The organism is Stenotrophomonas sp. YJH_SMC_33, from assembly GCF_059372295.1.
In genome coordinates this window covers 74,915-100,492 of record NZ_JCAFVJ010000006.1, presented here as the reverse complement: position 1 = coordinate 100,492, position 25,578 = coordinate 74,915, and the positions used below count along the sequence as shown (strand labels likewise).

19 protein-coding genes are annotated in these 25,578 nt (G+C 61.6%); 11 read left to right on the top strand and 8 right to left on the bottom strand.

What is annotated here, in order from left to right; genetic code table 11:
* Window positions 1-128: 128 nt before the first annotated feature.
* From AC5P9W_RS11430 to AC5P9W_RS11415, 4 genes are all read right to left on the bottom strand, one after another.
* Window positions 129-1,274 (bottom strand): YncE family protein, encoded by a 1,146-nt coding sequence (locus AC5P9W_RS11430; protein WP_197575695.1) that lies wholly within the window; start codon window positions 1,272-1,274, stop codon window positions 129-131.
* 185 nt (window positions 1,275-1,459) lie between these two features.
* Complete coding sequence (locus tag AC5P9W_RS11425) at window positions 1,460-2,470, bottom strand: XVIPCD domain-containing protein (RefSeq protein ID WP_197575694.1); 1,011 nt, start codon at window positions 2,468-2,470, stop codon at window positions 1,460-1,462.
* A 3-nt stretch (window positions 2,471-2,473) separates the two neighbouring features.
* Window positions 2,474-3,109, bottom strand: a complete 636-nt coding sequence (locus tag AC5P9W_RS11420) for a hypothetical protein (RefSeq protein ID WP_329859082.1) — start codon at window positions 3,107-3,109, stop codon at window positions 2,474-2,476.
* Entirely contained in the window at window positions 3,106-4,032 is a 927-nt protein-coding gene (locus AC5P9W_RS11415; RefSeq protein WP_197575693.1) for an XVIPCD domain-containing protein, read from the bottom strand. The genes AC5P9W_RS11420 and AC5P9W_RS11415 overlap by 4 nt, the downstream gene beginning before the upstream one ends.
* Window positions 4,033-4,581: 549 nt before the next feature.
* On the opposite strand from AC5P9W_RS11415, the gene AC5P9W_RS11410 reads away from it, so the two are divergent.
* The 3 genes from AC5P9W_RS11410 to AC5P9W_RS11400 all read left to right on the top strand — a co-directional run bounded on the left by AC5P9W_RS11410 (window position 4,582) and on the right by AC5P9W_RS11400 (window position 9,985).
* Window positions 4,582-5,082: a hypothetical protein gene (locus AC5P9W_RS11410; RefSeq protein WP_049412203.1), complete on the top strand. Its 501-nt coding sequence runs from the start codon at window positions 4,582-4,584 to the stop codon at window positions 5,080-5,082.
* 10 nt (window positions 5,083-5,092) lie between these two features.
* Complete coding sequence (locus AC5P9W_RS11405) at window positions 5,093-8,917, top strand: XVIPCD domain-containing protein (protein ID WP_495219235.1); 3,825 nt, start codon at window positions 5,093-5,095, stop codon at window positions 8,915-8,917.
* Window positions 8,918-9,115: 198 nt separating this feature from the next.
* Window positions 9,116-9,985, top strand: a complete 870-nt coding sequence (locus AC5P9W_RS11400) for a hypothetical protein (protein WP_197575691.1) — start codon at window positions 9,116-9,118, stop codon at window positions 9,983-9,985.
* Between the two features lie 216 nt (window positions 9,986-10,201).
* Here the strand turns inward: AC5P9W_RS11400 and AC5P9W_RS11395 are convergent, their stop codons facing one another.
* The 4 genes from AC5P9W_RS11395 to AC5P9W_RS11380 all read right to left on the bottom strand — a co-directional run bounded on the left by AC5P9W_RS11395 (window position 10,202) and on the right by AC5P9W_RS11380 (window position 15,959).
* Window positions 10,202-10,840: a hypothetical protein gene (locus AC5P9W_RS11395; protein ID WP_180832604.1), complete on the bottom strand. Its 639-nt coding sequence runs from the start codon at window positions 10,838-10,840 to the stop codon at window positions 10,202-10,204.
* A 44-nt stretch (window positions 10,841-10,884) separates the two neighbouring features.
* Window positions 10,885-14,232 (bottom strand): XVIPCD domain-containing protein, encoded by a 3,348-nt coding sequence (locus AC5P9W_RS11390; RefSeq protein ID WP_180832606.1) that lies wholly within the window; start codon window positions 14,230-14,232, stop codon window positions 10,885-10,887.
* Between the two features lie 37 nt (window positions 14,233-14,269).
* Window positions 14,270-14,908 carry a DUF1629 domain-containing protein gene (locus AC5P9W_RS11385; protein ID WP_180832607.1) on the bottom strand — a complete coding sequence of 213 codons (639 nt, stop codon included), beginning with the start codon at window positions 14,906-14,908 and terminating at the stop codon, window positions 14,270-14,272.
* A gap of 409 nt (window positions 14,909-15,317) precedes the next feature.
* Window positions 15,318-15,959, bottom strand: coding sequence for an imm11 family protein (locus AC5P9W_RS11380; protein ID WP_180832610.1), 642 nt, complete (start codon window positions 15,957-15,959; stop codon window positions 15,318-15,320).
* A 198-nt stretch (window positions 15,960-16,157) separates the two neighbouring features.
* Here AC5P9W_RS11380 and AC5P9W_RS11375 point away from each other — a divergent pair, with 198 nt between their 5' ends.
* The 8 genes from AC5P9W_RS11375 (at window position 16,158) to AC5P9W_RS11340 (ending at window position 25,555) form a co-directional block, all read left to right on the top strand.
* Window positions 16,158-16,373: a hypothetical protein gene (locus AC5P9W_RS11375; RefSeq protein ID WP_180832612.1), complete on the top strand. Its 216-nt coding sequence runs from the start codon at window positions 16,158-16,160 to the stop codon at window positions 16,371-16,373.
* A 484-nt stretch (window positions 16,374-16,857) separates the two neighbouring features.
* On the top strand, window positions 16,858-17,226 hold the full coding sequence (locus AC5P9W_RS11370; RefSeq protein WP_021202978.1) for a hypothetical protein: 369 nt from the start codon (window positions 16,858-16,860) through the stop codon (window positions 17,224-17,226).
* Window positions 17,227-17,326: 100 nt separating this feature from the next.
* Window positions 17,327-17,689 (top strand): hypothetical protein, encoded by a 363-nt coding sequence (locus AC5P9W_RS11365; protein ID WP_021202977.1) that lies wholly within the window; start codon window positions 17,327-17,329, stop codon window positions 17,687-17,689.
* 755 nt (window positions 17,690-18,444) lie between these two features.
* Window positions 18,445-21,036 carry a Z1 domain-containing protein gene (locus tag AC5P9W_RS11360; RefSeq protein WP_495219232.1) on the top strand — a complete coding sequence of 864 codons (2,592 nt, stop codon included), beginning with the start codon at window positions 18,445-18,447 and terminating at the stop codon, window positions 21,034-21,036.
* Entirely contained in the window at window positions 20,996-22,033 is a 1,038-nt protein-coding gene (locus tag AC5P9W_RS11355; RefSeq protein ID WP_080241936.1) for a PD-(D/E)XK motif protein, read from the top strand. The genes AC5P9W_RS11360 and AC5P9W_RS11355 overlap by 41 nt, the downstream gene beginning before the upstream one ends.
* Window positions 22,030-23,874: a hypothetical protein gene (locus tag AC5P9W_RS11350; RefSeq protein ID WP_180832614.1), complete on the top strand. Its 1,845-nt coding sequence runs from the start codon at window positions 22,030-22,032 to the stop codon at window positions 23,872-23,874. The genes AC5P9W_RS11355 and AC5P9W_RS11350 overlap by 4 nt, the downstream gene beginning before the upstream one ends.
* The gene (locus tag AC5P9W_RS11345; RefSeq protein WP_138970217.1) at window positions 23,871-24,785 is read left to right on the top strand and encodes a hypothetical protein; all 915 of its coding nucleotides are present in this window, start codon (window positions 23,871-23,873) and stop codon (window positions 24,783-24,785) included. The genes AC5P9W_RS11350 and AC5P9W_RS11345 overlap by 4 nt, the downstream gene beginning before the upstream one ends.
* On the top strand, window positions 24,782-25,555 hold the full coding sequence (locus tag AC5P9W_RS11340; RefSeq protein WP_021202971.1) for a DUF6339 family protein: 774 nt from the start codon (window positions 24,782-24,784) through the stop codon (window positions 25,553-25,555). The genes AC5P9W_RS11345 and AC5P9W_RS11340 overlap by 4 nt, the downstream gene beginning before the upstream one ends.
* Window positions 25,556-25,578: the final 23 nt, after the last annotated feature.

Sequence of the window (25,578 nt, the reverse complement as noted above, 5' to 3'; positions counted from 1 at the left end):
GCTCCCTGCCCTAGGGTTCAACCCTAGCGGGTTGGCGCTCGGCACTGCAACCCGGCAAAGAAGAAGGCAGGGCCTGCACCCTGCCTTCTTCATGCGGCACGCTGCCGGGCGAGCCCAGCGTCAGCGCATCACAGCTGGATGCGCGCCACGCTCTCGTCAGCGCCCTTGTCATCCTTCTCGCCGTTCTTGATGCTCACGAACAGCACGTTGTTCTTCGCATCCAGCGCCAGGCTGTTCGGGTGGGTCGGCACGGTGTAGGTGGCCACCTTCTGGTAGCTGTCACTGTTGTAGGCGGTCACCGTACCGGCTTCGCGGTTGGTCACGTACAGGCGCTTGCGCGGTGCATCCAGCAGAATGCCCAGCGGGCCGGCATCGGTCGGGATGCTGGCCAGCTCCTTGCCGGTGCTGCGGTCCAGCACCAGCACGCGCTGGCCCGGATGCTTGCTGACCAGGCCACTGCTCTTGGCCTGGTAGCCCCGCAGGAATTCCGAGCCCTGGTCGGTCACGAACAGGCGCTTGCCGGCCGGATCCAGCGCGATGTTCATCGGCTGCTCGGCGGCGATCCTGTGCTGCGCCACCACCTTGTTCGAATCAGTGCCCACCACCACCAGCTCGGCCAGCAGGTTGCTGGTGTAGACGCGCTTGTTGGCCGCATCCAGCGCCAGGCCCGGCGCCTTGGCATTGCCCAGGCCGTCGATGGTGTTGATCACCTTCAGCGTGGTGGTATCGATCACGAACAGCACGCTGCTCACGTCCGGCTGGCTGCTGTGGCCGGTCACGTACAGGCGGTTGGACGCGCTGTCGACCACCAGCTCGCGTAGGTCGTGGGTGTAGGCGGCCTTGCCGTCCTTGCCGGTCTTCTTTTCCATCAACTGGATGGTGCCCACGGCCTTGTTCTGCGCGGTGTCGACCACCGTCACCGACAGGTCCACGGTGTTGCCCACGTACAGGCGGTCGTGGGCGTCATCCAGCACCACGCCGAACGCCTTGCGCTCCAGCGGGATGCGGGTTTCCACGGCCAGCGTGGCCGGGTTCAGGCGCAGCACCTGGGCCGGGCCGGCGTCATCGCCGAAGCCGCCGGAGGAGGCCACGAACACGGCGTTCTGCTTCGGGCTGTAGGCCAGCTCGTACAGACCCTTGGCCACGGCCTGGCGCTGTACGGCGGAGGTGGCACTGGCGGCGGGTGCGTTATCGGCGAATGCGGAGGGCGCGCCGAGGCTGAGCGAAACGGCAACGGCCAGGGCGGCCGAGCGGAAGAGAGGAGTACGGAACATGCGAGCGTCCTTGAATGGGCACGGGAGGGTGTCCTGGCTCGCTGGGCCGTACTGCGACGGCCCGCCCCGCATCTGTCTGCGCGGGGTGGGCTGGCTGGGGTTGCGGGGGAATGGTAGCAGGTGGGGGGCGTGACGTGCGCCGGCGCGGGCATGGCCGACGCTCGACCTCGATGCTGCGCCCGCGGCTATGCCATCCGTGGGCCGTGGCTCTGCTGAAGCTGCTGCTCCTCCTGCAGGCGCTGCGCGTCTCGCTGCGGCTCGTTCTGCTGCAACTGCGCGACGCGATCGAACGAGGCCTCCACCGGTGCCTGCGCAGCCAAATCCGCCGGCATGCTGGCGCGCTGGTGTGCCGGGTCACTGCGGTCACCCTGCACGATGAACAGCTTCGGTGCGGTATCACCGCGCTGCTCGCCCAGCACCACTTCGTCCACGCGCGAGAATTGCTGCTCCTTCGACAGCGCGAGCAGGCTGGCACTGACATTGCCGTTGCGTGCACCGAAAGCGCCGAGGTCGGCCACCTGCTGGTGGATCTGGTTGAGGCGGGCATGATCGTCGTGCGCCGGGTCTGCGGGCGTGCCGCTTGCCGCGAGTGCACTGTTGCCGCGCCACTGCTCGCCGTTCTCGGTGAACATCCACTCGCGGAAGGTCTGCTTCGGCATCGGGTTCCACTGCACCTTGTCCAGCTCGCTGCCCTTCACCTGCTGCGGAATGGCATTGACGGCGCGGATGTTGTCCAGGACCCTGGTAGCGCCCTCATAGTTGGTGATCTCCCCGGCCAGCCCCACCGGGCGCAGCCCAGCGTGGTTCAGGGCACCCCAAGCGAAATCGGTGCAGGCGTTGGAGAAGAAGTCGTAATCCATGTCGAAGCCGTGCTTCTTCGGGTCTGCCGAGAACTCGAGGATGCGGTCGTACTGCTCCTTGCTGATCTCGATAGTGCGCTCGAAGCGGGGCTTGTCGTAGACCCGCAGATCCGTGTCATCTACTTTGCCCAGCGAGGGATTCGCACGCTCGTTCCCCATCGTGAATCCCCTGCTCACGGGTACCGGATCATTTGATCGCGTCAGCGAAAGGAACATGTGCCCAGCAAATGACGGATCCAACAATCTCTTCTGGCCCGCGTCGCCCACATCGACTCTCGGCGTGCCGGGCGCGGCGAGATGAATCGTGACCGTATAGCGCTCTGCTTCCTTGCTCATGTCTTACTTCCCTAGCGATTGATATCCAACAATAAGTTCGGCTTGGAGCCCTTCCAGCTGCGGGCGGTCCTCCATCAGGTCGACAGTCAACCGATACCGGCCCGGCTCCAGCCAACCGACCTGCGCGAACTGAAGCACCTGATACAGCATCTCATCCGAGTGCAAACCGGCCTCGATCAGTGCGTTGTCATCCAAGCTTGTATCAGCCAGATATCGCACAACCTCATCTTCTGGAATTCTCTGTGAGTCGCGCCCGTCAGGAGTGCTCTGCCATAGCTGTACAGGACCAGGTGCGCCGCCATCAATCCGCTCCAGGCGCAATCGCGTGGGTGGCTTTCCCAGCCTGATCTTCTCCCACGCGTCCAGCAACGAGCGCCCATCGGTATCCTGCAGCCGCAACCCGATGTTCAGGATCGGAATGGCCGGCTTCTGGGGCGCCGGCAAATCAAACGTGACCTCGGCAATCCGACCGGCCTTCTGCAACTGCACGGCCCGCGTGAGCGGCACAACCGTGCGGGCATCAGCCTGTGCGCGCGTCAGCAGGGGCGGCGCAGCCTCAGGCGCTGGTGACGCACTGCACGCCGCCAGCGCGCCCAGCACCGCCAGTACCACCAGCCCCCGCCGCAGTGGCCGCATCATTGCTCCTTCAACCGCAGCGAATCGGCCACATCGGTCTTGGCCGCCACCTCGGTGGCGATGCTGGCGCGGCGGTGCCCTGGGTCGTTGCGGTCGCCCTGCACGATGAAGATGCTCTCGGCGGCATGGCTGCTTTTTGTCGGCCGGCTGAGCAGCACGTGGTCCACCCGCGAGAGATTGTTCTGCTTGGCCAGCACCAGCAGGCTGGCGCTGATGCGTTGGCTGGCGGCATCGAACGGGCGCCCATGCGCAGCATCCAGCTCGGCCACTTTCTGGATCAGCTGCGAGAACAGGCGATGGTCCGGATGTGAGGGGTCCAGCAGCGTGCCGGCCACTTCGATCGGCGTCGGTGGCGGTTCATCGATCGCGCGGTCGCCCTGGCGATGATGTTCGGCCTCGCGCTCGGGCATCGCGTGGTGGGTTTCGGCATTCAGATCGCTGCCCGGGAACGGCGCGGCGATGCACTGGATCTCAGGCAGGTTGAACAGCACCGCGAACTCGCCCAGATTGCTGCTGCCATCCAGCGGCGCCGGCAGCGGATGCAGCCCGGCGTAGTGCAGGGCCGCCCAAACGAAGTCGCTGCAGCGGTTGATGGTGGCCGGGCGATCCACATCGAATTCGAACTCGGCCGGTTCCTCGGCGAAATCACGCAGGCAGCCGTAATGCTCCTCGGTGATTTCCAGGGTGCGGCTGTAGTACGGGTCCAGATGCTCGTCGGCATCGTCGTGGCGCACCTGTGCGTACTGCACGCCGGTGCGGGTTTCGCCCGGCGCCTGGCGCGGCGGCGCGAAGCCGTAACTGTGGGCCTCGTCGCCCGCGGCCACCTGCAGGTACATATGGCCGCGCGGCGAGATGCCCCCACTCTTCAGCGGGGTGCCGGGGGCGGCCAGATAAAGGGTTACCGTGTAGCGTGTTGCCTGCTCCATGCCTGTTCAGCCTTGATGGGTGCTGCGGTCCTGGGCGGATGATGGCATAGGTGGGATGGGGGGTAGGTGGAGGACAAAGTTGGGGCCACGACTGGCATGCTGAATGTGTGAACCAGCGTGCATTCCGGCGGTGCCCATGTATCGTTGTATGGAGTAAGGCGGGAGTGGGCCGTATAGTTGGCGCATGTGAAGCAATGGATTTGCTCATGGACCTCATCGTGAGGCTGCCGACACTGTTGCCCTTGTATGAACGATTACGCGGGCCGTGCTTTCAGGCTCGGCCCGCTGTCGCGATTGGCTCGAAACCAACCATCAGCCAAGCAGACGCGCAAGGCCCACGCCCTCGCCTCAAGCAGCGATCCGACATGCTGCGGGCTTTTGAATCCCGTGATGGATCTATCGCTGGCAAGGTCATCGGCCCGACGTCGCGCGGCATCAAAGGCGACCGGGCTGTTCTGGCTACGGATGCCCTCCCTATTCTTGCGGACGCCGACCGATCCACTCAATCGGTCACTAGCAGCAGCCGCCCCACTAAACGCAGGAACTAAGATGCCCTTCCAATTCCAGGCCAAGCCTTACTCCTCGCTCGATCCGATCAGTGAAACGGAGATCCCTCGCCCAAGAATTGGACCGACTGTTCTGGCAGACGGTCGGCACGGGACCGAGTATCAGTTCGCCATCTATCGCGGAGAGTCGCGTGTAGGTGGAGTTGGATTCGATGGGTGGGATGAAACTACGCAGGACGAAGGACGCTCCGTCCACTGCTTCGTCTTTGACCTCAAGCATGCTCAGGTCATCCACGCCATGCTGGCATACAAGCAGACGTTAGGTAACGCCGATGACGACTTCACCTATCTCAAAGGGCTCGCACAAGGGTTCGTACTTTCATTCGCAGGCCGAACTGACAACGATGAATCCCTACGCTATCTCGCGGTGACCAGTCCGCAGGCACTGATGGAATCGCAGATTCCGGCACCCGCAGACGTCGTCACGTTGACCGACGGCTCCATCGTGCTGGCCAGCGTTGAAGTCCCCGCATTCGGCGCCTGAGGTCTAAGCCATGAGCAAATTCATCTTCGATGATTTTGTGAAGACCACACTCGGCGGCGCAACCCAGGCCGGGAGTGGAGAAGCCCTGACTGCGCAGCAGATTTCCGATGTCATCACCTATCTGAAATCACCGGGATCGGGCCCAACCACCAGCGTCAGCTTCGAACAGTATGTAACCGGCAATATGCAGGCCCACCCTCCGCGACTTCCGGATGGGATGGATTACCTCGCGTTCTCGGGCAAGGACACCACAAGAATCTCCAACTACACCAATGCAGAGGTGTACTCAAAGGATATCAACGGAAAGTCGGGAATAATTGGCGATACCCCATGGGGAAAGTTCGTCGATCAGCTAGCCAAGAATCCAGCTCACATCCCCGATCTCCAGTCGATGGAAGCTGGCCTCAGAAGCGTGATGGAGTCAAAGGGGATCGTTCCCTTCGACAAGAACTATGTGGGTGCGCTCCAAGACATAATGTGGAACGCCGGCAGCCCAAAGTTCTTCGAGAACGCCATTGCTACGGGCAAGCCGCTGATCGCTTTCGTGGATGGGGCGCCTCCCGATCGCGGTTTCAGTAGGTTCGAACTAGCCACCGCCCTCGACCACCCCAACGTCCGCATCAACGGCTATCCCATAAGTGCCTTCGGGCCTGAGCCGCTGGCCTTCGCAAGCCAGTCCGCCGCCGAGTACCAGGCGCTTGAGCGCAGCCTCGCGCAGCATGCCACCACCAACAGCGCGCAACCCGTCGATGTTGCGCAGGTGCGCCTGCATCTCAAACCCATCGATGGCTATGACGCTGTCAGCAAGACGCTCTTCGAACGACCGCTGCACGATTACAGCGCGTTGAACCTGAGCGAGATGTCGACCACGCGTGCGAACTGGGTCGCCGCGCATGCCAACCTGGGCACAGGGCCACGTCTGTTCGCTGATCTTCCCGAACCACCATCGCACGCGCCCCTGCAGCCAGGAGCTCCACGCGGCCCTCCCCGTGCGGCGACGGTTGCCGAAGCAGTGGCCGACGTTGCACCGCATGGCATGCACGCCGGAATCAACCCCGCTATCAAGGTTGCCGGCGTTGCGGGCGTCGCACTGCTTGCGCACGACTTCGCCACCTCCGGGCACAAGTGGATTGAGCTGAACTCGCAAGGCAATGCCGCAGGCGCAGATTCCACCGCTGCACACTTCGTCGGCCGCAACGTCGGCGGTGCAGTGGGGGGCTTTCTTGGCGGCGCCGGTGTCGGCCTCGCTTCGGGCTCGTGGACGGGCCCTGGCGCCATTGCAACCGGTATCGGTGGCGGCGTCCTCGGTGCATACCTTGGCGAACGCTGGGCCGAGCAGAAGGACATCGAACGCATCTACTCGCAGGTTGACCCGATGGGGCGCACCTGGACGCGCGACCCCGCTGATCCCAATGGGCGCTGGCTGCGAGCCGGCGAACAGCAGCAGGTCCAGAGCACCGACCTGGGCACCGGCGTCGAAGTCCGCCCGGTGCAGACGGCACAGGGTGACGACGTCACCTTCCGCACCAGCTATGTTGCCACCGGCACATTGGAGCGCCAGTTGAACTGGCAGGCGGCTCGGGCCTCGTATGAGTTGGGCTTGTCGAATCCGCCCCCCCCACAGAATCCCTACCGGCTGAATGCCAATGGCTTGGCCGAGCCGGCACGAGGCGCCTTCGAGACCGATCGCGCCTTTGTACGCGATGCCAGCTCGGGACAATGGGAACTTGAAATCAAGGAAATGGTGGATGGTCGAGTGCCCAACAGCCGCCACCTGCCAGTCTCGGCAGAGCAGGCGCAGGCTCTGGATGAACAGTCGCGCACGGTCATCGCCCAGAACGCGTCAAACACCAAGGCCGCGATGGCTGCGCGCTACATGGTTGCTCACGAGCAAGGACGTTGGAGCGACTTCGGCGACGCGAACAATCCATCCATTCCCCGTGCCGTTCAGGACGCGCAAGCCAGCGCCGACACGTTGAAGGCGAGTGATGGCAATGCCTATACACGGCAGGCGGACGGCCAATGGGTCAGCAAGGGTGTGATCTTTGACAGCGCCGCCAACCGGAACCTGAGCGACGAGCTGGAGATCACCTGGCAAAGCCAGAATGACGGTATCGCCGGGCTGTACGACATCGCCAGGCAGCTCAAGGACACCGCACAGGTTGCACACGAAGGTATTCGCGGCCAGGTGGATGCGCTATACGCGCGCCATGGCATCGAGCGCACCGAGCAGCAGCTTGCAGCTACAGCCGTCGCGGTGGAGCAGACGCTGAATCTGCAGGGCAGAACAGGCGACGTGGTGCTGGAACTGATGCCAGACCCCCGTACCCACGCGCCCGGCGCAGAAAGTGCCATCGCCACGTTCGGTGACGCCGGCGGAAACCGGATGGTGCTCACCGGCACCACCACCATTGAGGACATTACGCGGGCTCAGTCGCAGCTTCGGCCTGAGGCTTCACTGGCTGCCCAAGGCGCTGCGCCTGCAGATCAGGCGACGACACCCGACGTGCCCGAGCTACGCATTGCTGCGTTGACTGCAAAGGAGCAGGACGCACACCGGCAAGCGCTGCAGGAGGCCAATCGTCAAGGCAGTGCGGCGGTGGATGCGCAGCAGGCAGCGTCTGCGGCCGTGCTGGAGGCGCGAGGGGTGCAGGTTGACCCGGGTGAGGCACTGAAGGTCAACCGTGACCTGCAACGAGGTGCGGCAACCAGTGCTGCCGTTGAACCCGCTAGCGAGCCCACTCCGGCGCCCGCTCCTGTCATCGCCGCGCCCTCGGCGTCGATTGTTGAGCCAGAGCGTACGCGTCCCTCGCGTGAGAGTGAGCAGCCAGCAGAGAGTCGCCTTGCACGACAAGCCGATTCGTCGCAGCGTGCGGAGGATGCCGCCCGGCAGAACGCTCGGAAGGAGGAGCCGGCACCGACTGCACCAAGAGGGGGCCCTCAAAGTGCCTCGCAGCATGAACCGACTGTGGAGGAGGCCCGTGAAGCGCGGAATGCTTCGGTCGTAGTTACTGCGGCCGGTGCAGGCTCAACCCAGCCAGTTCACATGCAGGAGCACAAGGCTGAGGATCCCACGCTTCAGGGCGGTGCTGAGCCGCAGAAGCTTGCGGATGCACTGCCGGTGCAGCCCGCCGTCGCTACAGCTCAAGACAAAGCAGAGCAGCCACTGCCGCAACCTTCTGAGAGCGAGCAGGCCCCAAGGACCGCGCAGGAAGTCCCGTTGGATCTCCCAGTTCCGCCGCTACCGGCCCAGGACGATCCGGAGCCGGAACCTGCAGGCCCCAGAACGGCTGACGTTGGCGGAGACGCTACCCGTCAGGCAGCGCCGCCCTCTTCCCCTTCAGATGAGGAGCTCGACCTCCCTGAGCATGTAGCGCCGCCGTCGGCCGCTCTGACGGAAAGCAATCCAATGCGGCCCGGTCATCCCGATCACCCGCTCTATCAGCAGATCCGCGAGGGCGTAGCGGAGCTGGATGCCCAGCACGGCCGAAGCTTCGATGCCACGAGCGAGAGGATGACGGCAAGCCTGCTGGTTCTGGCCAAGGACAATGATCTATCCCACGTTGATCATGTGCTCGTAAGCAACGCCACGGCAACGCATCCCGCCGGCCACACCCTCTTCGTGGTGCAGGGCGAGGCGAACGACCCCGCCCATCTGCGCGCTTCCATGCCAACGGCAGAGGCCGCGCAGACGCCGGTGGAGGAGTCACTGCTGCAGTTCGATTCGGTCAGCAGGGAGGCGCGGCAGCGCGCATTGGCCAATCAGCAGGAGCAGCAACTGCAGGATGAGCGAGCACAGCTGGACATCCAGGTGCGAGCAGCAAGCGCGTGTTAATGGGTACTACGGTCCTGGCTGGCTGATGGCATAGAGGGGATGGGGGGCAGATGGAGGAAGAGAGGGCGCCGATCGCGACTTGCTGAACATGTGAGCCAGCATGCAGTAATGACCCCGCGGCGGCCGCGGTCCCGGCTGCGAATGGAGCTTGCCATTCCACCGTTCTATAGTCGTTTCGATCATGCAAGGGAATCGCCCATGAGCAGAGCACCGGCTTGCCGGCTTGCCTCCTTCGCCCTGGTGGCCGTGTTGAGCACCACCGCCTGCGCGAAGGCCCCATCCACGGAAAAGGACCCGAACGGAACCCCCATGTCCGAAACCGCAACCAGCCCACGTAGGGTGGGCGGACAGACCTACACGACGCAGCCAGTGGAAGCTCGGCTTGGCCCGCACCGCTTCATGTTCCCGGCCAACCTCTACTACAACCAGACGGGCCCCCTGGCCGATGGAGGCGTCATGCTCACGGTGTTCTGGCCGGATTTCGATGCAGCGCCCCCCGGTGATCGCCCGGTACGCAGCACGCAGGACAGCCGGCGGCAGGTGCTGGTCGAGCTTAGATACATCGATCGCGTTCCCATCCAGAACTATCTGGCACGTCGGTCCAGTAGTGAAGCCACCAGCGCGCCGGGATCGCTGGAGCGAAGGGACCCGGTAGAAAACCTCGCGCTGCGCGTTGCACAACCCGAACGCTGGGGTCTGACGCCCTATGCGACTGACCCATCGTTGATGGAAGCCTATGCAAAGGAGTCAGAGGCTGCGCTGGACAGGCCTTACGTGCACAACCCAGGAATGGAACCAGACTGGTATGTGACCCGCTCGACGGAGGGCCAACTGACAACGTTCATCAGCTGCGACCCGGCAGACCGCATTCCTGACGGACTTGTCGTTCAGGGAAAGACACTTGAACGCGCCGGCGAAGGCCAGATCGCAATGTGCCGCCATTCCATCGTGGATGTGGGCGACAGCATCGCCATCGAGATGAACTATGCACGCGTCATGCTGAGCGACTGGCAGCGCCTGGAAACCAGCGTGCGTGATCTTCTGAGCCGCTATCGCGTTCAGTCGTAAACGCTGAGATCCGGGCGCTCGGCTTCAACCCAGACAGGCACCCGCCGAGGGTCATCACAGCCAAGGACACTTCGGCCCTGCTCTCCTCCATCATGAGCCTGCGTCTACGCGATCCAGTTCGGTGGGGGAGACAGATAAGTACGATCCCCCTCTATCGGCAGATTGTCGCGCTCACTTACCCGTGACACTCAGCGTGCCGGCGGTGGCGAGGCTGCCTTATTTGGGCCTGCGCAGGTAAGCAACCAGCAGTTCCGGGTGGAACGGCTCAAGCTGCGGCAAGGGCGAATGCAGTTGCACTTCAACCCGGTATCGGCCCGGCGAGGGATTGCGTGCCCATGCGAAGGCCAGCTGTGCGTAGGTATCACCGGGTCGTTCCAGCCCAGCATTCTGCAGCGCCAGTACGTCAGCATCGTCCAGCCACGCGCTGGTTATTCGACCATCGGCGGGGATGGGGATCGTCCGGGCAGGTTCCCCGATGATCGACTCCAGCCGGAGCAACGGCACGTCCTTCCATCCACCCGATTCCAGGCGCGCCATGGAGACGTTGGCCTGGAGCCCGGATGCCTGAACATCGATCAGTGCCTCCAGTGCCGGGACGTCGTCCGTACGATTGACCCGAATGCCGATCATGAGCGTTGGAGAGGAATTCCTGCTGGGAACATCCACATCGAATTCCACTGCCAATGGTTCATCCATTGACGAGGTGGGCATGGCGCGCACAAGCGGCACCAGATCCGGACGATGGGCCTCTGCTATCGAGCCTGCGTCGCGAGCCGCCTCGGGTCGGCACCCCGTAGCCAGAAGAACGAGCAGTCCAGCGAGCATGCAGATCCGGCGCTTTCCTTGTGGCTTCATCTTCGGTCCTTTTCGCAGGTCGCCCAGTGCAGCTCACACGTTGATCATCCCCCGCTGGCCGCACGAATCTGGATGTCGTGCTGCACCCGCTGGTCTTCCAGCTGCTGGTCCATCTGATTCGCAAGCGCACGCTGATGCGCTTCACGGCTGACAGAGTCGAACTGTTGCAGTGACTCTTCAACTGATGTCCGCGCCGCCAGCTCCGTCGGCATCGCAGCGCGCTGATGGGCCGGATTGCTGGGCTCACCCTGCACCACGAACAGCGTGTGCCCGGCCGGGTGTTCGCACGTAGCGTTGCTCACCAGCACATGGTCCACCCGCTCCAGGTCGTTGTCCTTGGCCAGTACCAGAAGGCTGGCCGTCATGCGTTCGCTGACTTCATCGAAGCTGCGGCCGTGCTTGGCGTCCAGCGCTTCCACGCCCTCGCGGATCTGCTGATACAGCGCGTGATCGGGGTGGCCGGGCTGCGTGGGGTCCTGCAGCGCCCTGTTCGGGCTCGATGCCTCATCCGGTGCGGGCGCGGCTGGCTCAAGGCTTGGCGCTATTGTGGGCTGGGCAGGAACATTGACAGCCGCAGTGACAGGCTGGAGGTCATCCGATGTAGCCAGCTCGGGCTCTGGCACGTGTTGTGCCGCTTCCTGCTCCAAAGGCCATGGATCGCGCGCAGGCTCAGCAGGCAGCGGCTCCTTGAACGGCACCGGTTCCACCTCCTGCACTGCCATGTCCTGCTTTGGAGTGGGCGCAACCGCAGGCATCGGGGCCATCTTCTCCGGTTCCGCTGCCTGCTCTGTGCGCTGCGTGGGCACCGTCTGCGTTGCCGCTGCCAGAGGCGCGGCAGAGTGTGGCGTCGCACGCTCGGATTCGACCGGGTGCGCCTGCATCGGCCCAGCGGGCTCCGGCGTCTGTGAGGCGGTACGGTTCTCGGTGGGCGCCTCGCTGTTTGGATGGGGCTGAGGTTGGGGCTCCGCCTCACGCCGCGGCGGATCGCGCTGCTCGGCGTGCCGCTGAGGCGCGGGCTTGTCCTGTGCCGCAGGCGTAGGCGGTGGCGTGACCGCTACCGCTGGCGGCGCTGCCGCAACCGTCGCAGGCGCGATGGGTTGCGCAGTCGCCGGCTCTTCAGGCCGCACTTCCACGTTCCCATCCTGCTCGGATGGCTTGTCGCCATGTGCCAGCTGTGCGGCTGCTCGTGCAACCTGTCCTACATCTACCTGCGCAGCACCGAGCCGATTTGCCTCCTGCAGTGCCTGCCGGTACACCTCCTGCTCACCCGCCGACAGCGCTGCAATGCGTAGCTCGGGCGAGTCGGGCAACGGTGCCTGCTCATTGGCACGCGCGCGCATCTCATTCCATGCGGCCTGCAGCTCCTGCGTGCTGGTAGTCGCGACGGCACGCGCCACGCCATCCTGGCCTACCTGGTAATGGGTGATGGGCCGGGACGCGCCCGCGTTGCCTTCGGCTACAGGCCCCAGTTCCTGCAGCGTGGGACCCGCAATGCCGTGCTGCTCGCGCGTGCGTGCCGTGGCCAGGGCAATGGCCTGCTCCCACGCCGGGGTCAGCGCGATGCCCGCAGCGTAGTAGCTGTGGCGCAGCTCGTTCTGGTTCACTTCCGCCGCAGATGGCAACGGTCGCGCGTCCAATGCGGCAATGGTCTGGTTGAACTGATCGAGCGACGGCTGCTGGATGGTGCGGGTCAGCTCCAACTCCAGCGCCATGTTGCCCTGCGCGATCTGGCCAGCGTGGTGCCATTGTCCTGCGTCATCGCGCTGGTAAAGCTGGTTGTCCGAGCCCTGGATGGCGTCGGGCCTGGCACGCGCCTGCTCCACCGCTTCCGGCACCAGCGGCACGAAGTCGCTGGCGCGGGTAGCGACGTAAGTCTCCAGGTAGCTGGCGGCAATCGCGGCCTTGCCGTTGGCGATGTTGTTCTCGATGCGTTGCACCGCCTCACGATTCAACTCGTTGGCGCGTTCGGGGCTGGCGGTCTGCGTCTCATACACCCCCCGATCGTTGGCGCCGGTCAGGCCGATCTTGACCTGCCGCGTCCACTGTTCGGTCTGCGCATCGCGGTGCCAGTTGGGGTTGTCCAGACGGCTCTCGCCATCCTTCGCCGGGATGCTGAAAGGATCCTGCGGCGGCGGCGCCTTGCCCAGCGCCAGCTCTACCGCTTTTACGTGGGCGTATGCGCCCAGCTCGCGGGCCTTCTCGTAACTGGCACCCACACTGCGCTCAGCCGGATTGCCCAGGCCGTCGCCCGCGCTGTCCATGACCGCCTGACGCTGCCAGTTGCGGCCATCGAACTGCCATGTGACATCGGCCTTGTCGGTCTGCTGGTAGATGGCGCGGTTGTCGAGCAGATCGGCGCCCTTGTCGAACGCCTTGCTCATCAGCAGCGCATCACCCGCGACGATGGCCGCAGGGACGAAGCTGGACGTGCCGATCACCGATGCCGTGGCCATGCCACCGACCCAGCCACCGCCGTTGCGCGCCAAGGCATGGGTGAGCTCGGACTGGGCGGCGGTGCCGTTGCCTTCTTCCAGCAGCTGCGAGGTTCGGCGGGCGGTGATGACGGCGTCGGCGCCGGATGCGAGCAGGCCGCCGGAGCGGATAAGTTGGCTGGTGGAGGCTTCGCCGAGGAGGATGCTGGTAGTTGCAAATCCTCGCTGGCCTTGCGGAACGCGCAATGGGTCTGCCGCTTCCTTACCCAGAGCATTCTCAACTATCAGGACTCCCTCTGAGGATATGCTCAGCCTGCCACCGTGGTAGGCGCCGGAGATTGCCTCCGAAAGGCCTTGACGCTGCAACTCCGCTCCACCTCCACGTGTTAACGGATTGGGAGATGACTGAATGTGCCGGAGCGTGGTCACTACACGATGCTCCGAATGAGTAACACCCGCCCAGCCGCTATCGATCGGCGTGAAGCTCCTAAGCTGTTGAAGCTGGGGAGCGCTTAACTGGCTATAACGGGCTTCGTTGAAGAAGAAGCTCTGAATTTGTGGCCGAATATCGTCAGGCTTCAGACCATAGGGAGCGTTGGTGTAGAGATCACCATTGATCAGGCCAACCCGTACCGTGTCCCGCAGCGCCTCTACCCGCCCGGAAATCCGCGCCTGTGCGGCAGCGTCTCCGTTGAACGCGGCCATTCCGTCGGGCGTCTGCTCCAGGCGACGCAAACGTTGCAGAAGTCCAATCTGATAGTCGGCGATAGGGCCACCGCTGTGCGGAGTAATTCCCAGCGATTGAGCGAACGCCGGATCAGCTGGGAGAAAAATCCGATTCTCCGGAGCGTGGATATCAAAATGACCGGTGTCGGCGAGCATCCTGAGCAGCGGACTACGCGCCAGTGTGCGCTGCTCGATGGCGTGATGGTCTTGAAAGTGAGGTCCATTGCGAGGCATCGATCAGGCTCCTTCCTGCTCAGCAGCTGCAAAGCGGCTAGATATCTGCAGCGTCAATAAACCACATGCCATCGGCATCATTGTCAGCAGCCACGCCAGCGCTTTCCACTGCGTCTTTGAACACGTGGTCGCAAAAGACAGAGGCTGTATAAGGTGTCTTGAAGACGTGCGCCTGGCCGAGCGCGCCACGATCAAACGTCACACTTGCACCACCACCCAAGTCGTAGAACTTCCCGTTGATGAAATCTTCGGAGTTATCAATAAAAAGCTTGGAAGCACCTTCGTCCAACGCATCAATTACCCGGATCACAGTGCACAAGTAGCGGCGGTCGCCTTGGCTACCATCTTCCAGCCGATAGTCAACTTCCGCAAAGGCGAAGGCGTGAGGATCAACGGAAATCATCACGTCGTGCAGTCGCTTCGAGACCAGCCAGTATCCGCTGAATCCCGGCTCCAGATCCCGCGGCGGTGCGCCCATGCTGGGATTGAAAGCCAATCGCGGAACTTCGCGGAGTGGTGGAATGCCCCCCTCCTCTGGTAGCAGGATCATGCGGGGAGGAGACAGCAGACGATCCAGATTCTCGAAGACGACCCCGCATGCAGGGCCGCTGATTGCACCGGCCTCAAGGAGAAAGAACTCCCCCTTCCGGGGGCGATTAGCTGAGGTTGAATCCATGCGCTATCTCCATCTCATTCTGATTCCTGCACTGGACACAGCTTACCGGGGGCCGCTCACGGAGCAAATACTGGCAATCCTAAAGATACGTGCTGAATGGGCAAAATTCCTGTAACCCGGTCTGCAGCAGCCGGTATCGGATGACAGCGAAAATCCATTACACGTAGATCACCCGTCCAATGGGAGCCCTTCACTCGGTCGTCATCGACAATAGCCAAGTCGGCTTGGACGACCACCCGCTGGGCTGCTATGCGGACCTTCCACCGCACGAGGCAGTCCTGGTGTTCGGCAGCAACTACGACGTGGAGCCGGACGATGGGCGGCGGCTACAGCCGGGCGTGCCTGACTGAACCGTGCGGCTGTTCAACACGTCGCAACTGGTCTGCCATCAGTTGTCTGCTCCCTAAGGTCAGACTGCCGCAGCGTCCACGAAGGAGATGCCGCTATCCCGAGGACTCGTCGGAATCCCCGCCGCGTGAACTGCATCAACAAATTCGCGGCTCGCGATCACGAAGGTGCTGAATGGAGTCAGGAAGACATGCCCATCTCGCACCACCTCAGAGCGAATGGCCAGACTCGCCCCGCCTGCAATCGAATAGAACTTTCCGTTGACGAAGTCCTCATCGATCTCGATACCAAGCCTTGAATGCCCCTCGTCTATCGCGTCCAGTTCACGCACCACGTCGCACAGGAAACGCCGTGGCATAGGTGTGCCATCGGCCAGGCGAACATCACACTCAACAAAGTCGAACGCATGCGGATCCACGGATTTCATCACCTGCCACAGCCGTTCCGAGACGAGCCAGTACCCGCTGAAGCCGCCCTCCAGGTCACGTGGCTCAGGGCCCTTGGAAGCATCAAGGACGACGCGTGGCTTCTCGCGAAGCGCTGGGAACCCCCCGTTGTCCGGGCGCAGAATGATGCGCGGTGGATCGAGCAGCACCGACAGGTTCTCAACCTCGGCGCCGCGGAAAGGACGGCTGCTTTCCAGATCTGGTGAGAACAAGTAGAACTGACCCGCTTGAGGGCCTTGGGTGGGGCTTCGCTTCATCGCCTGCGTCCTTGGATTCCCTTCAATGATGTCGCTGATGGAGTTTACCCCTCTTGGCATGGTCGTTTCGAGGCAGATGCGACAGCCTCACGGTTTCCGCTGATGCCACCCTGTGATGGCTGAGAAGCAGGTTCTGCCCTTCATCGCATCCCTTGAAACGGAGGCAGACCATTCTCCCTCCTCAACTGGAGGACGCCCATGACCAAGATCGACCCGACATGGCTGGAAGCCTTCGACAAGGAGCTCTTCCACCTGTTCGCCATCGATCATCGCGATGCCGGCATGGATGAGTACCTGCTGAGTTGCTACGCGGACCTTCCTCCACGCGAAGCAGCACTGGCGTTCGGCAGCGACTACGACCTGGAGCGCGACGATGCGCTGTGGCCACGGCCGGGCGTGGCGCTGCAAAGTTAAGTTGTGTCGCAATCGGCACGCTGCGCGAATGGGCCCTGTGGGCTACGTGTCGCTTTTGGGATTCAGAACAGCTGCAAACCGTGCTTTTCAATGCGCATTGGGGCGATAACTTAACACCGGCCGAAACCACTGCACCGCAAGGGTTCTGCCGCGCGCGCGCCATGCAACAATGCCGTAAGCGTCAGCATTTACGGCCCCTGCGGTCTACGGTTTCTTGGCATCTCGCAACCATGCGAGTACACCTTGGCATGCCACCGGAAAAGGGTGGCGCGGGACTCGAAAACCCGTGTTTATGCCAGCTGTATGCGCTTGCCAGCCGACGTCACCTTTTATGTGGCGTCGGCTGGCAATCCGTTCGCGTTCCATGGCGGGCGGTGCGTGGGGGTCTTCGGACCCGCCGGTCTGGCATTTACCGGTTTTCGAGCCCGCACCGTCCGCCACCTTTATTGGTGGCGCTGCTATCTGTCCTGTACGGAGCATTGCCATGAACACATCGGACTTCCGTTCCCTGCACGCGCAGTACGATCCGGACAACGCCGAACCCGAGCGCGAACCGTCCGTCGATCCCAACGCCTTCGTCGCCACGCTGCACCGCATCGGAACCGGTGCGGCTGCGGATGGCCAGCCTTGGCCTGAACGGCATCAACTGCCTGGGCGGTGTCTTCAGCTGGCGGATGCGGATTGCGCGCTAGCCGGGCTGCGCGTGGTGGCGGAGCTGATGCTGGCTGCGGAGCGCACCCGGCAGAACGGTGCGCCCGAGGAGTACCTCGGGGATCGGGTGATGGAAGGGTTGAAGATGGCGTGTGTGGCGTTGACTGCGCAGGTGGCTGAGCGGTTGCAGGTGCGGGAGTAGCCCAGGTGGATCTGGCCGCCTGTCGTTCGACCGCTGGCCATCCGAGCGCCATCGGTTGACCATTCGTTTTCTAGTCCATCCGCTATCTGCAGAGTGTCAAATGAAGCTTCTGATCTACGGCGCTGTGCTGCTGGCGGCGCTGTCTGCGGCGATCGCCAGCCGGCATGCACCCAAGGCCGACTTGGAACTGCGGACGTTTCGGAAGGTGTCCGACGCTGAATTTGCTGTCATGCGCGAGGAAGCCGTTCGACTGGTGCGCGGGGGCCTAGTACAGCACGCGCGCTACGCGGGAGACCGATACTTCGAGGTCAGCTGTGACGGCATACCCGTGATGCTGGTGGATAACTCGTTGGAGCAGCTTGTTATTGTGCTGTACGCGGATAGGGAAATTGATGTTCCCTGCGTTGTGCCGCTGCTATCGCATTGGAGTGGGCGGTTTGTGGCGGAGCGGGCGCGCGCCTAGCGAATGTGAGTACAGCGGAATGGGAGACCACTCTGGACCACCTCTGCAAGGCCCGCATTATGATACGACTAGCCGCCACCACTGTGCCCTGCACCTTAATCTCGTGCTGCACACTCTCGTCGTCCGCATGCAGTTGGCTGACGCCAATTGCACCTTAGCCTCCCCTACGCGCCCCAGCCGAACTGGACTTGGCTAAGGAGCTCACGCGGTAGAACGGCGCGCCCGAGAAGCGTCTGGTCGACCGGCAAATGTAGGGGCTACTGATGGCGGTACTTTCGTTGACGGTGATGGCCAGCGAGTGGGTGCAGCTGCAGCGGTAGGAGCCTGCACCGGCATCCCCTCGATCACGCACCACAGGCCATCTGCTTGGCACCGTAGGTACGGGCACCCCAAGGTCAAAACCAACAGGCTCGGTTGGCCCATGAGGTAAAGGCGTCCACCTGAGGGTTGCTTGCTGCTTCGGCTGGCAACACAAGCCCTGGGTGGCTCATGTCACAAGCCCGGCTGTCGATGTTCACAAGCCTACAGTGCGCGCCAAGGGGCGACGCTCGGCTGAAGGCTGAAGATCCGTGGGGATAGCCGAATTTGAGGCCGAATGCGACCAAATGGTGGTTGCATGGACGGTTCTTGTCGTAAACAATCAGAGACAAGGGTCACTGTCTGACGACCCTCCCAAAGGGCATGGATGTCGCAGGGGGCGCATTCGGCTCGATGCCTGTCGCCGCCCCCAGTTTACGAATGCGCAGGATGCCGACTTGAATACACAAGTAGAAGCCCTCTCCACGATTATCCGGGAGAAGCTCCCAAGTTATGACACCTTGGACGCAGCCGCGGCGGCGGCGCGCCAGGCCCTCGAAACGGTGATGGGCCCATTCCCTGAACAGATGGATGCCAACTTCCAGGCGGCTATCGAGTTGGTGCGTTCGTCGTTCCAGAACGTAGAGATCCTGCGCAAGAACTCGCTGATCAAGCCACGGCCAACTTGGTACAACGGGCCGACGGAACATGACAAGCACTGGCCCGCGCTCCTGAACTATCTCCGCGAAGTCAAGAAGTGGAAGGATGCGTCCGAGTCGCTGGATGACTCCTCCTCCGAGATCGTCTCTCTGCTAGCAAATCCAGCCGAGGACGAGTTCAGATGTCGAGGACTGGTCGTTGGCTATGTCCAGTCAGGAAAGACTGCAAACATGACCGCGGTCATCGCCAAGGCGGTGGATGCTGGTTACAACCTCATCATTCTTCTCGGTGGCGTCACAAACAAGCTTCGCGCACAGACTCAGCGCCGCATCGAAGCAGATGTTGTGAACAGGCACGGCACCCTGTGGCAGAAGTACACCACTGCGGAAGACAGCGGCGACTTTGTCAGGCCTCCAAACGGTCAATTTGTGATGCCGCACAAGGGTGGCGCTCAGCTGGCTGTAATTAAAAAGGAGTCTACGCGCCTCGAGAAATTGCTCGAGACTGTGACAAATACGGCTCGGCCAATTAAGCGAAAGCTCAAGGCACTGATGATCGATGACGAGTGCGATCAGGCATCCGTGAATTCCGGTGCCGATGATGAAGAGATGACTCGGATCAACGAAGCGATCCGAAGGCTGATAGCGGCGCTGCCTTGCGTTTCGTACGTCGGCTATACCGCCACGCCGTTTGCAAATGTATTCATCAATCCGTTCCCGGTTCGCGCAGACAAACTGGACGACCTCTATCCCGAGGACTTCATTACAGCACTGCCTCGTCCCAAGGGTTACTTCGGCACACTTGAGGTCTTCGGTGAGGCCGACGCATCCGCCGACGATGATGCTGTCGACTTCGGACGAGACATGTTCCGATCCATACCGTCGGAAGAGGTCGATCAGCTGGTTCCTAAGGGAAAGAACGGCCACAAAACTTTCACGCCGGATGTGACGCCTCAGCTTCAGAAGGCAATCGTCTGGTTCCTGATCACTTGCGCCGTTCGCCGCGCGCGAGGGCAGCAGAGCGAGCACATGACGATGCTTGTTCACACCTCCGCATACATTGCACAGCACGACAGCATGGCGGATGCCATTCGCGCCTGGCTGGCAGCCAATCGTCGCTCTATTGAGTCGCTCTCCGGAGCCGTCGGAGACTTGGTGCGCCAAGTTTTCTCAGAGGAGATTGTCAGAAGCCCCCTGAGTGATCAGAGCGACCCAACACTCTTGGACAGCACACTCAAGCCCCTCCTCCCGGAGGTTCTGGAAGCCTTGGAACTCGTTGTTGAGAACGGCGAGAGTCTCGAGCGCCTGGACTTTACTGGCGATGCGAAGACCTACATTGTCGTGGGCGGATCGGTGCTGGCGCGCGGACTTACCCTTGAAGGACTCTCAGTGTCTTTCTTCCTGCGCACCTCTCGCCAGTACGACACGTTGCTACAGATGGGGCGCTGGTTTGGGTTCAGAAAGGGATACGAGGATCTCCCGCGTCTCTGGACGACCCAAGACCTGATATCAAACTTCCGAGCGCTGGCGCAGGTAGAGGAGGAGATCCGAAAGGAAATTTCCACCTATCGTTCGGCAGAGGTTTCGCCACTGGACTTCGCAGTAAAGGTTCGGTCAATTCCCGGACTCGCGATCACGTCAGCGGCGAAGATGCGGCATGCAATCAGGACGAGCATCAGCTTCGACGGAAAGCACGAGCAAACGACTCGCTTTGATCACACTGACTCGGACGTGGTTTCCAGGAACTGGAGCGCCGCGGCGAGCCTTGTTGACCAGCTGATTGCTGAGAAATACTCGCGGATAAAGGAGAACGTCTTCATGGATGTTCCCGGCACTGTAGTTCGAAAGTTCCTGGCCAACTACAGCATGTGCGACAAGCAGCTAAATCTCACCAAAGAGATGTTGCTGACCTACATTGATGGATCCGCCAGTCGCATGCCGTTCTGGAATGTCGCGATTGTGAGCTCCAGCAGGGCTGAGCGGCGAGTCCACTTGGGTGGCCTGAGTGACATTGGACCTGTCATTCGTTCCAGGTTGCCCGAGTCATCTGACTATGCCGACATCAAGGCTTTGATGTCGAAACAAGATGTGCTCGCTGATGTTGAGGACTCTGATGCTCAGTCGACCGATGGATGGGAAAAGCTGAAGAGCTATCGTCCCGATACTCCCCTTCTCTTGGTGTACCCGATAGACAGTGTCTCTGAACCGAGCAGGGCCGGCGATCATCGCGTAGCACTGAACGCCAAGGGCGACCTCATCGGCCTCGGATTCGTATTCCCAGGGCGCATTGACCGAACCGGTCGTTACTTCAGCGTGGAACTGAACGTCCCTACGCCAGATCAGCTCGAGGATGTGGAAGCAGGCAATACAGAGCAGGCGCAGGATGCGTGAGACTGCCCACGAACACTGGCTCTCGCTTCGCAGCAGCACGCAGCGGAGAGACGGAGTGGACGTCGCAACGGTGGCCGCAGGGGTTGACTCCGGGTTTGGTGCCATTCGCTATGCACTTACACCTGACGCAGCTCCGAGACTGCTGATTCCAGTGTCAGCTGGGGTGTCGGCCTCTGATGTACGAAAGCTTGGGGGACCCAGCGTTGATATATCTATCACGCGACTTTCGCTCAGTGGCATCTGGTCGCTCTACGTCGACATTGGCCTTCGCGAGCGGCGACTGGAGAGTCTTTTCGGCGATCTCTGCACGCAAATCATTTCTAGAATCGCAGACGGCATACCTCCGCTGGCCGCCGTGGCGTCCTGCATCAGAGATTTTCGAATTCTACTGGCAGAGGAGCCTCAAGCTCCGGTTGACGTGAGCACGGTGCTCGGCTTGCTCGGCGAGCTTGTGGTTCTTCGAGAGGGTGTAAGGCGAAGCGCGCAGGCAGTTGACTCCTGGACCGGTCCCTTGGGTCAACGACACGACTTTCGAGGTCCAGGCGGCGCGTTGGAAGTCAAGTCCACCGCCTTTCTGCAGAGCTCAAATGTGCACATCCATGGGCTCGAACAGCTCTCTCCGCCCGCTGACACCCCGCTTTGGTTAGCTCACGTAGTGCTTGAGAGGGCTGCAGCCGGAAATGTTTATGTAGAACAGCTCTGCAAAGAGTTGATCGCATTGGGAGTTAAGGAAGATGCCATTGTCAGTCGTCTGGCATCGATGGGCTGTCAGGACTCCAGGGCTCCGGAGTGGAACGCTCTGCGCACCACCTTGGAGGCCATCAGGCTTTATTCAGTCTCTGACAACTTCCCAAGGCTCACCACCAGCCTGCTGCCACATGGACAACTTCCGGCCGGCGTTGGCGATGTCCAATACACGATTGATTTGGGTTCAGCCGCGGACCAATTGGTACCGAGCACTCAGCATGAACACGTCTACGAGGCGGTCTTCTCATGAAACTTGAGCTATACAGCGAACCCTTCTCAAAGAATGGGAACCTTGCGGGGGAAGGCTTCAAGCGACTGTTGGGGAGACCCAACCTCAACCTGCTTCAGACATTGGTGCGCGAGAGTCTGCAGAACGTAATTGACGCAACCCTGCCTGGACGATCCCCTGAGGCACGTATTCGCCTGCGGAAGTTGAGGGACACCGAGCGGAACACCCTGTCGAACTCAGTGTTGGCCCAGATGCCAGCCGGCGGTCCTTCCAAGCAGATTCTCAGCGACTCTTTGGAGAAGCCCGAACTCTGGGTTTTTGAGATAGCCGATTTTGGTACGGTGGGCCTTTCTGGCCCTGTAGAGGCCGATGTCGCGCCGTCGGGAGACGAGCGGGCTAACTTCGTCAACTTCCTCAAGAACGTTGGGGCAGCACGAGACAGCCACCAAGGTGGCGGCACCTACGGTTATGGAAAGAGCTCGCTCTACGCAATGAGTTCGTGCTCGCTTGTCCTAGTTGATAGCCAAACTTTCAATGAGGGAAAGCCGGTTCGCCGTCTTATGGCCTGCCACTTGGGAGAGGCTTTCGACGCGAGTGTCGGAACTGGCATTCGGCGTTTCACGGGGCGCCACTGGTGGGGCATGCCCGCGGGCAGCGACAGCGTGGCTCCCGCGACCGGAGCGCACGCACTCGACTTGAGTGGCGAGTTGGGGATGTTCTCTCGATCCGAGGCTGATAGCGGGACCTCTATCGTTATCGTAGATCCCGAGCTTGAAGTCTCTTCCACCCAGGAACTGGGTCGTGAGCTGATTACGTGTGTACTCCTGAACTTCTGGCCAAGAATGTCGGATACGACCGCGGCTGACCGCCGCCTGACGGTCAGCATCGAGATTGACGGCCAGCCGCTGGATGTCCCAGCGCCTGAGGCTTTCCCGCCACTGGACCTCTTCTGCCGGGCACTCGCCGACATTCGTTCCAATGCGGGTTCATTGAAGGACGTTCGATCTCAGCGTCCTGCAAAGGCATTGGGCAAGCTCGCATTCGCCCCGGGGGTCGCGGCGCAGAGGCATCCACTGGCTTCTTCCAATGGTGAAGACATCCTGGCAGGTGCATCGCACATTGCCTTGATGCGCCCTGTCGAATTAGTGGTGAAGTACTTACGCGGCGCCCCCTATCCGGACTCCCTGCATGAGTGGGCAGGGGTTTTTGTCTGCTCGGCTGAGTCGGAGGTGGAGGAAGCCTTTGCTCAGGCGGAGCCACCAACGCACGATGACTGGGCACCGGACAATCTTCCCAAAGGAAAGCAACAGACGATGGTTCGAGTCGGCATGCGGGCTCTCAGAGCCCATGCCGATACATTTGTGCCTACCAAGTCGCTCAGCAGATCAGCGGACCCTGCGTCCCCCAGTCTCGCGGCAACTGCCGGGCAAATGGGGCGCTTTCTCTCACCCACAAGCGCCCGCGGCGCTGGAAAACCTGAACCATCCAAGCGCGGTGGTCCATCACCCAAGAAGGGCGTCCGGCTATCTTCACCCGAGATGATTGGACTCTCTCTTGCTCAAGACGGCGCAGCACTTGCGACGTTCAGGGTTGATTTGACCAATGACGGGAGCCAAGGACCACTGACGCTCATCGTCGAGCCGAAGCTGGTCGCTGATGGCAATGGAATCAGTGCAGAAGACGTACCCTCGAATCTGCTTCCACGACTACACAGCGTGTCACTGGAAGCACACGACCTGAGCAGCAAGGGTCAGATCCTCGACGTTGGGCTATTGAGCGGGGAGGTTACCGCGGTTGTTCGAATGGTCAAGGGCGCTGCTGTGACTGTCGCAGTCCGAGTACTTAGTGAGGACGCGGCATGAGCAGAATCGCGTATCCGTACCTAAGAATTCCGGATGAAGCGGTCCAGTTCAGTGGCTGGTTTGTGGGAGACCCCAACGCTCCACTTCTTCCTGCACCGGAAGTCCTGGCTGACTGGGACTACGCCCGCGATTTGGTCGTACGCGGGAGTGTTCAGATTGATTGGGATTCCGCGTCCGAGTCGCTTCAGTTTGGAGAGGGAGATTGGCTGGCATCCGCACAGCTTCTGATTGGAACAGGACAGGGGCAGTTGCCTAGGCAAGTTCAGTATGCACAGGCACTCCCACTCTCCAAGCAAAACCCATCAGCCCTTCTGGAGGTATCGGTTCCAGGCAGCACGCTGTCCTCTCAGCTGGCCATGCGTTTGACGATTGCGTTGACCGCGCCGTCCACTGAAGCAACGCCACTTTCACCAGTGCTGAAAGGGTCTCGCTTGTGGGAGAGCAGTTGTGATGTGCTGATCGAAGACGGAGGCTCTTCCAGATTCCCGGTCTCCGCCATTGGCTTCGGAGCTGCCTTCGCCGGCAAGCCGCATGAGCATGCTCCCTGGTATGTCGAATGGCGGCCAGAGGATCTTTCCGGCGACTTTTCCTCGAAGGTCGTTCTCTATGTCAACTCTGACGAGGAGACATTCCTTGAGAAGTTCCTGTTGGGTGATCGCGCAACTATCCAGGCAGTGCTTGGCGGCGTCGCCTCACACATGTGCTCGACCATTCTCCTGCGTAACAGCAAGGACTTGGATCTCGAAGCGTTCGAGGAGGGTTCGGTTGGCGCGGTGGCGAATCACTGGCTCAGTCAGGCGTTCCCCAACGAAGGCGGGCTGGCAGGTATCGTCCGATTGCTCGAGAGTGACCCTGGGGCATTCAACGCTGCACTGATTGCATCCGCCGATGTTGGAGAGCAGACCACATGACCACCATTCTTCTCCCAAGATTGTCCCGTTTGGGCGTCAGCCGCCTGGTGGCGGAGCTCGGCACGGATTACTCGTCCGACGATGCCGTAGCCTTTTTGAATGACCACGCCTCACTATCGAGCTATGCAGCAAGTGGGGGAGTCAGAGAGCATCGTGTGGCTGAAGAGATCGCCGCGACTATTCGCAAGACTGCGGAGGGGTGTGGGTTTCCCACCTTGTCGGGGCAGACCGGGCGCGCCAAGTTCGATCGTGACGCAGCCATTGCCCTTGCGTCGTTTGGCTCACTAGCAAGTGGCGAAGGGTTGCGGGATGACGTCTGGGCCTATCTGACCACTGTATTGCTGCCCGACGTTGTGCGCTGGCGATTCGAGAGCAAGTCTCAAGAGCGATTCAGCGGCGGGGTACGTAATGCTCTGCAGCGGCTCTACATGCGAGCGTCAGCGCTTGACTTGGGACCCGAAGCGGGCGTTGATCGGTGGCGCCTGCTGAGAGCTCTGACAGAGGACGCCCATGTAGCGATCTTTGAGCGTCCACTGATTGGCGGGAACCGGGTACTTGCAAAAGCTATCGCCCACGGTTGGGCCCAAGCGGCAGCAAGTGAGTCCAAAGGGAACATGGAAGACATCATGCGTTGCGCTATAAAGCTCCTGCGCCTCAGGTACCAGATCGTTGATCTTGGCGTACTGGAAGATCAGGAGCTCGCTGACACGGTTGCGAGCGTATTCAAGGACGCAGCGGCCCAAGTGGTCGAAGTGGTCGAAGTAGTCTGATTCTTATTGAAAAGTGCCCCAGG

What these genes read in the sequence shown, in the direction of transcription:
- AC5P9W_RS11420 (WP_329859082.1), bottom strand. Translation starts at nt 3,109, where the DNA reads ATGATGCGGCCACTGCGGCGGGGGCTGGTGGTACTGGCGGTGCTGGGC.
- AC5P9W_RS11415 (WP_197575693.1), bottom strand. Translation starts at nt 4,032, where the DNA reads ATGGAGCAGGCAACACGCTACACGGTAACCCTTTATCTGGCCGCCCCC.
- AC5P9W_RS11365 (WP_021202977.1), top strand. Translation starts at nt 17,327, where the DNA reads ATGAAGCTTCTGATCTACGGCGCTGTGCTGCTGGCGGCGCTGTCTGCG.
- AC5P9W_RS11370 (WP_021202978.1), top strand. Translation starts at nt 16,858, where the DNA reads ATGAACACATCGGACTTCCGTTCCCTGCACGCGCAGTACGATCCGGAC.
- AC5P9W_RS11350 (WP_180832614.1), top strand. Translation starts at nt 22,030, where the DNA reads ATGAAACTTGAGCTATACAGCGAACCCTTCTCAAAGAATGGGAACCTT.
- AC5P9W_RS11340 (WP_021202971.1), top strand. Translation starts at nt 24,782, where the DNA reads ATGACCACCATTCTTCTCCCAAGATTGTCCCGTTTGGGCGTCAGCCGC.
- AC5P9W_RS11395 (WP_180832604.1), bottom strand. Translation starts at nt 10,840, where the DNA reads ATGAAGCCACAAGGAAAGCGCCGGATCTGCATGCTCGCTGGACTGCTC.
- AC5P9W_RS11425 (WP_197575694.1), bottom strand. Translation starts at nt 2,470, where the DNA reads ATGAGCAAGGAAGCAGAGCGCTATACGGTCACGATTCATCTCGCCGCG.
- AC5P9W_RS11385 (WP_180832607.1), bottom strand. Translation starts at nt 14,908, where the DNA reads ATGGATTCAACCTCAGCTAATCGCCCCCGGAAGGGGGAGTTCTTTCTC.
- AC5P9W_RS11380 (WP_180832610.1), bottom strand. Translation starts at nt 15,959, where the DNA reads ATGAAGCGAAGCCCCACCCAAGGCCCTCAAGCGGGTCAGTTCTACTTG.
- AC5P9W_RS11405 (WP_495219235.1), top strand. Translation starts at nt 5,093, where the DNA reads ATGAGCAAATTCATCTTCGATGATTTTGTGAAGACCACACTCGGCGGC.
- AC5P9W_RS11400 (WP_197575691.1), top strand. Translation starts at nt 9,116, where the DNA reads ATGAGCAGAGCACCGGCTTGCCGGCTTGCCTCCTTCGCCCTGGTGGCC.
- AC5P9W_RS11355 (WP_080241936.1), top strand. Translation starts at nt 20,996, where the DNA reads ATGTGGAAGCAGGCAATACAGAGCAGGCGCAGGATGCGTGAGACTGCC.
- AC5P9W_RS11430 (WP_197575695.1), bottom strand. Translation starts at nt 1,274, where the DNA reads ATGTTCCGTACTCCTCTCTTCCGCTCGGCCGCCCTGGCCGTTGCCGTT.
- AC5P9W_RS11410 (WP_049412203.1), top strand. Translation starts at nt 4,582, where the DNA reads ATGCCCTTCCAATTCCAGGCCAAGCCTTACTCCTCGCTCGATCCGATC.
- AC5P9W_RS11375 (WP_180832612.1), top strand. Translation starts at nt 16,158, where the DNA reads ATGACCAAGATCGACCCGACATGGCTGGAAGCCTTCGACAAGGAGCTC.
- AC5P9W_RS11390 (WP_180832606.1), bottom strand. Translation starts at nt 14,232, where the DNA reads ATGCCTCGCAATGGACCTCACTTTCAAGACCATCACGCCATCGAGCAG.
- AC5P9W_RS11345 (WP_138970217.1), top strand. Translation starts at nt 23,871, where the DNA reads ATGAGCAGAATCGCGTATCCGTACCTAAGAATTCCGGATGAAGCGGTC.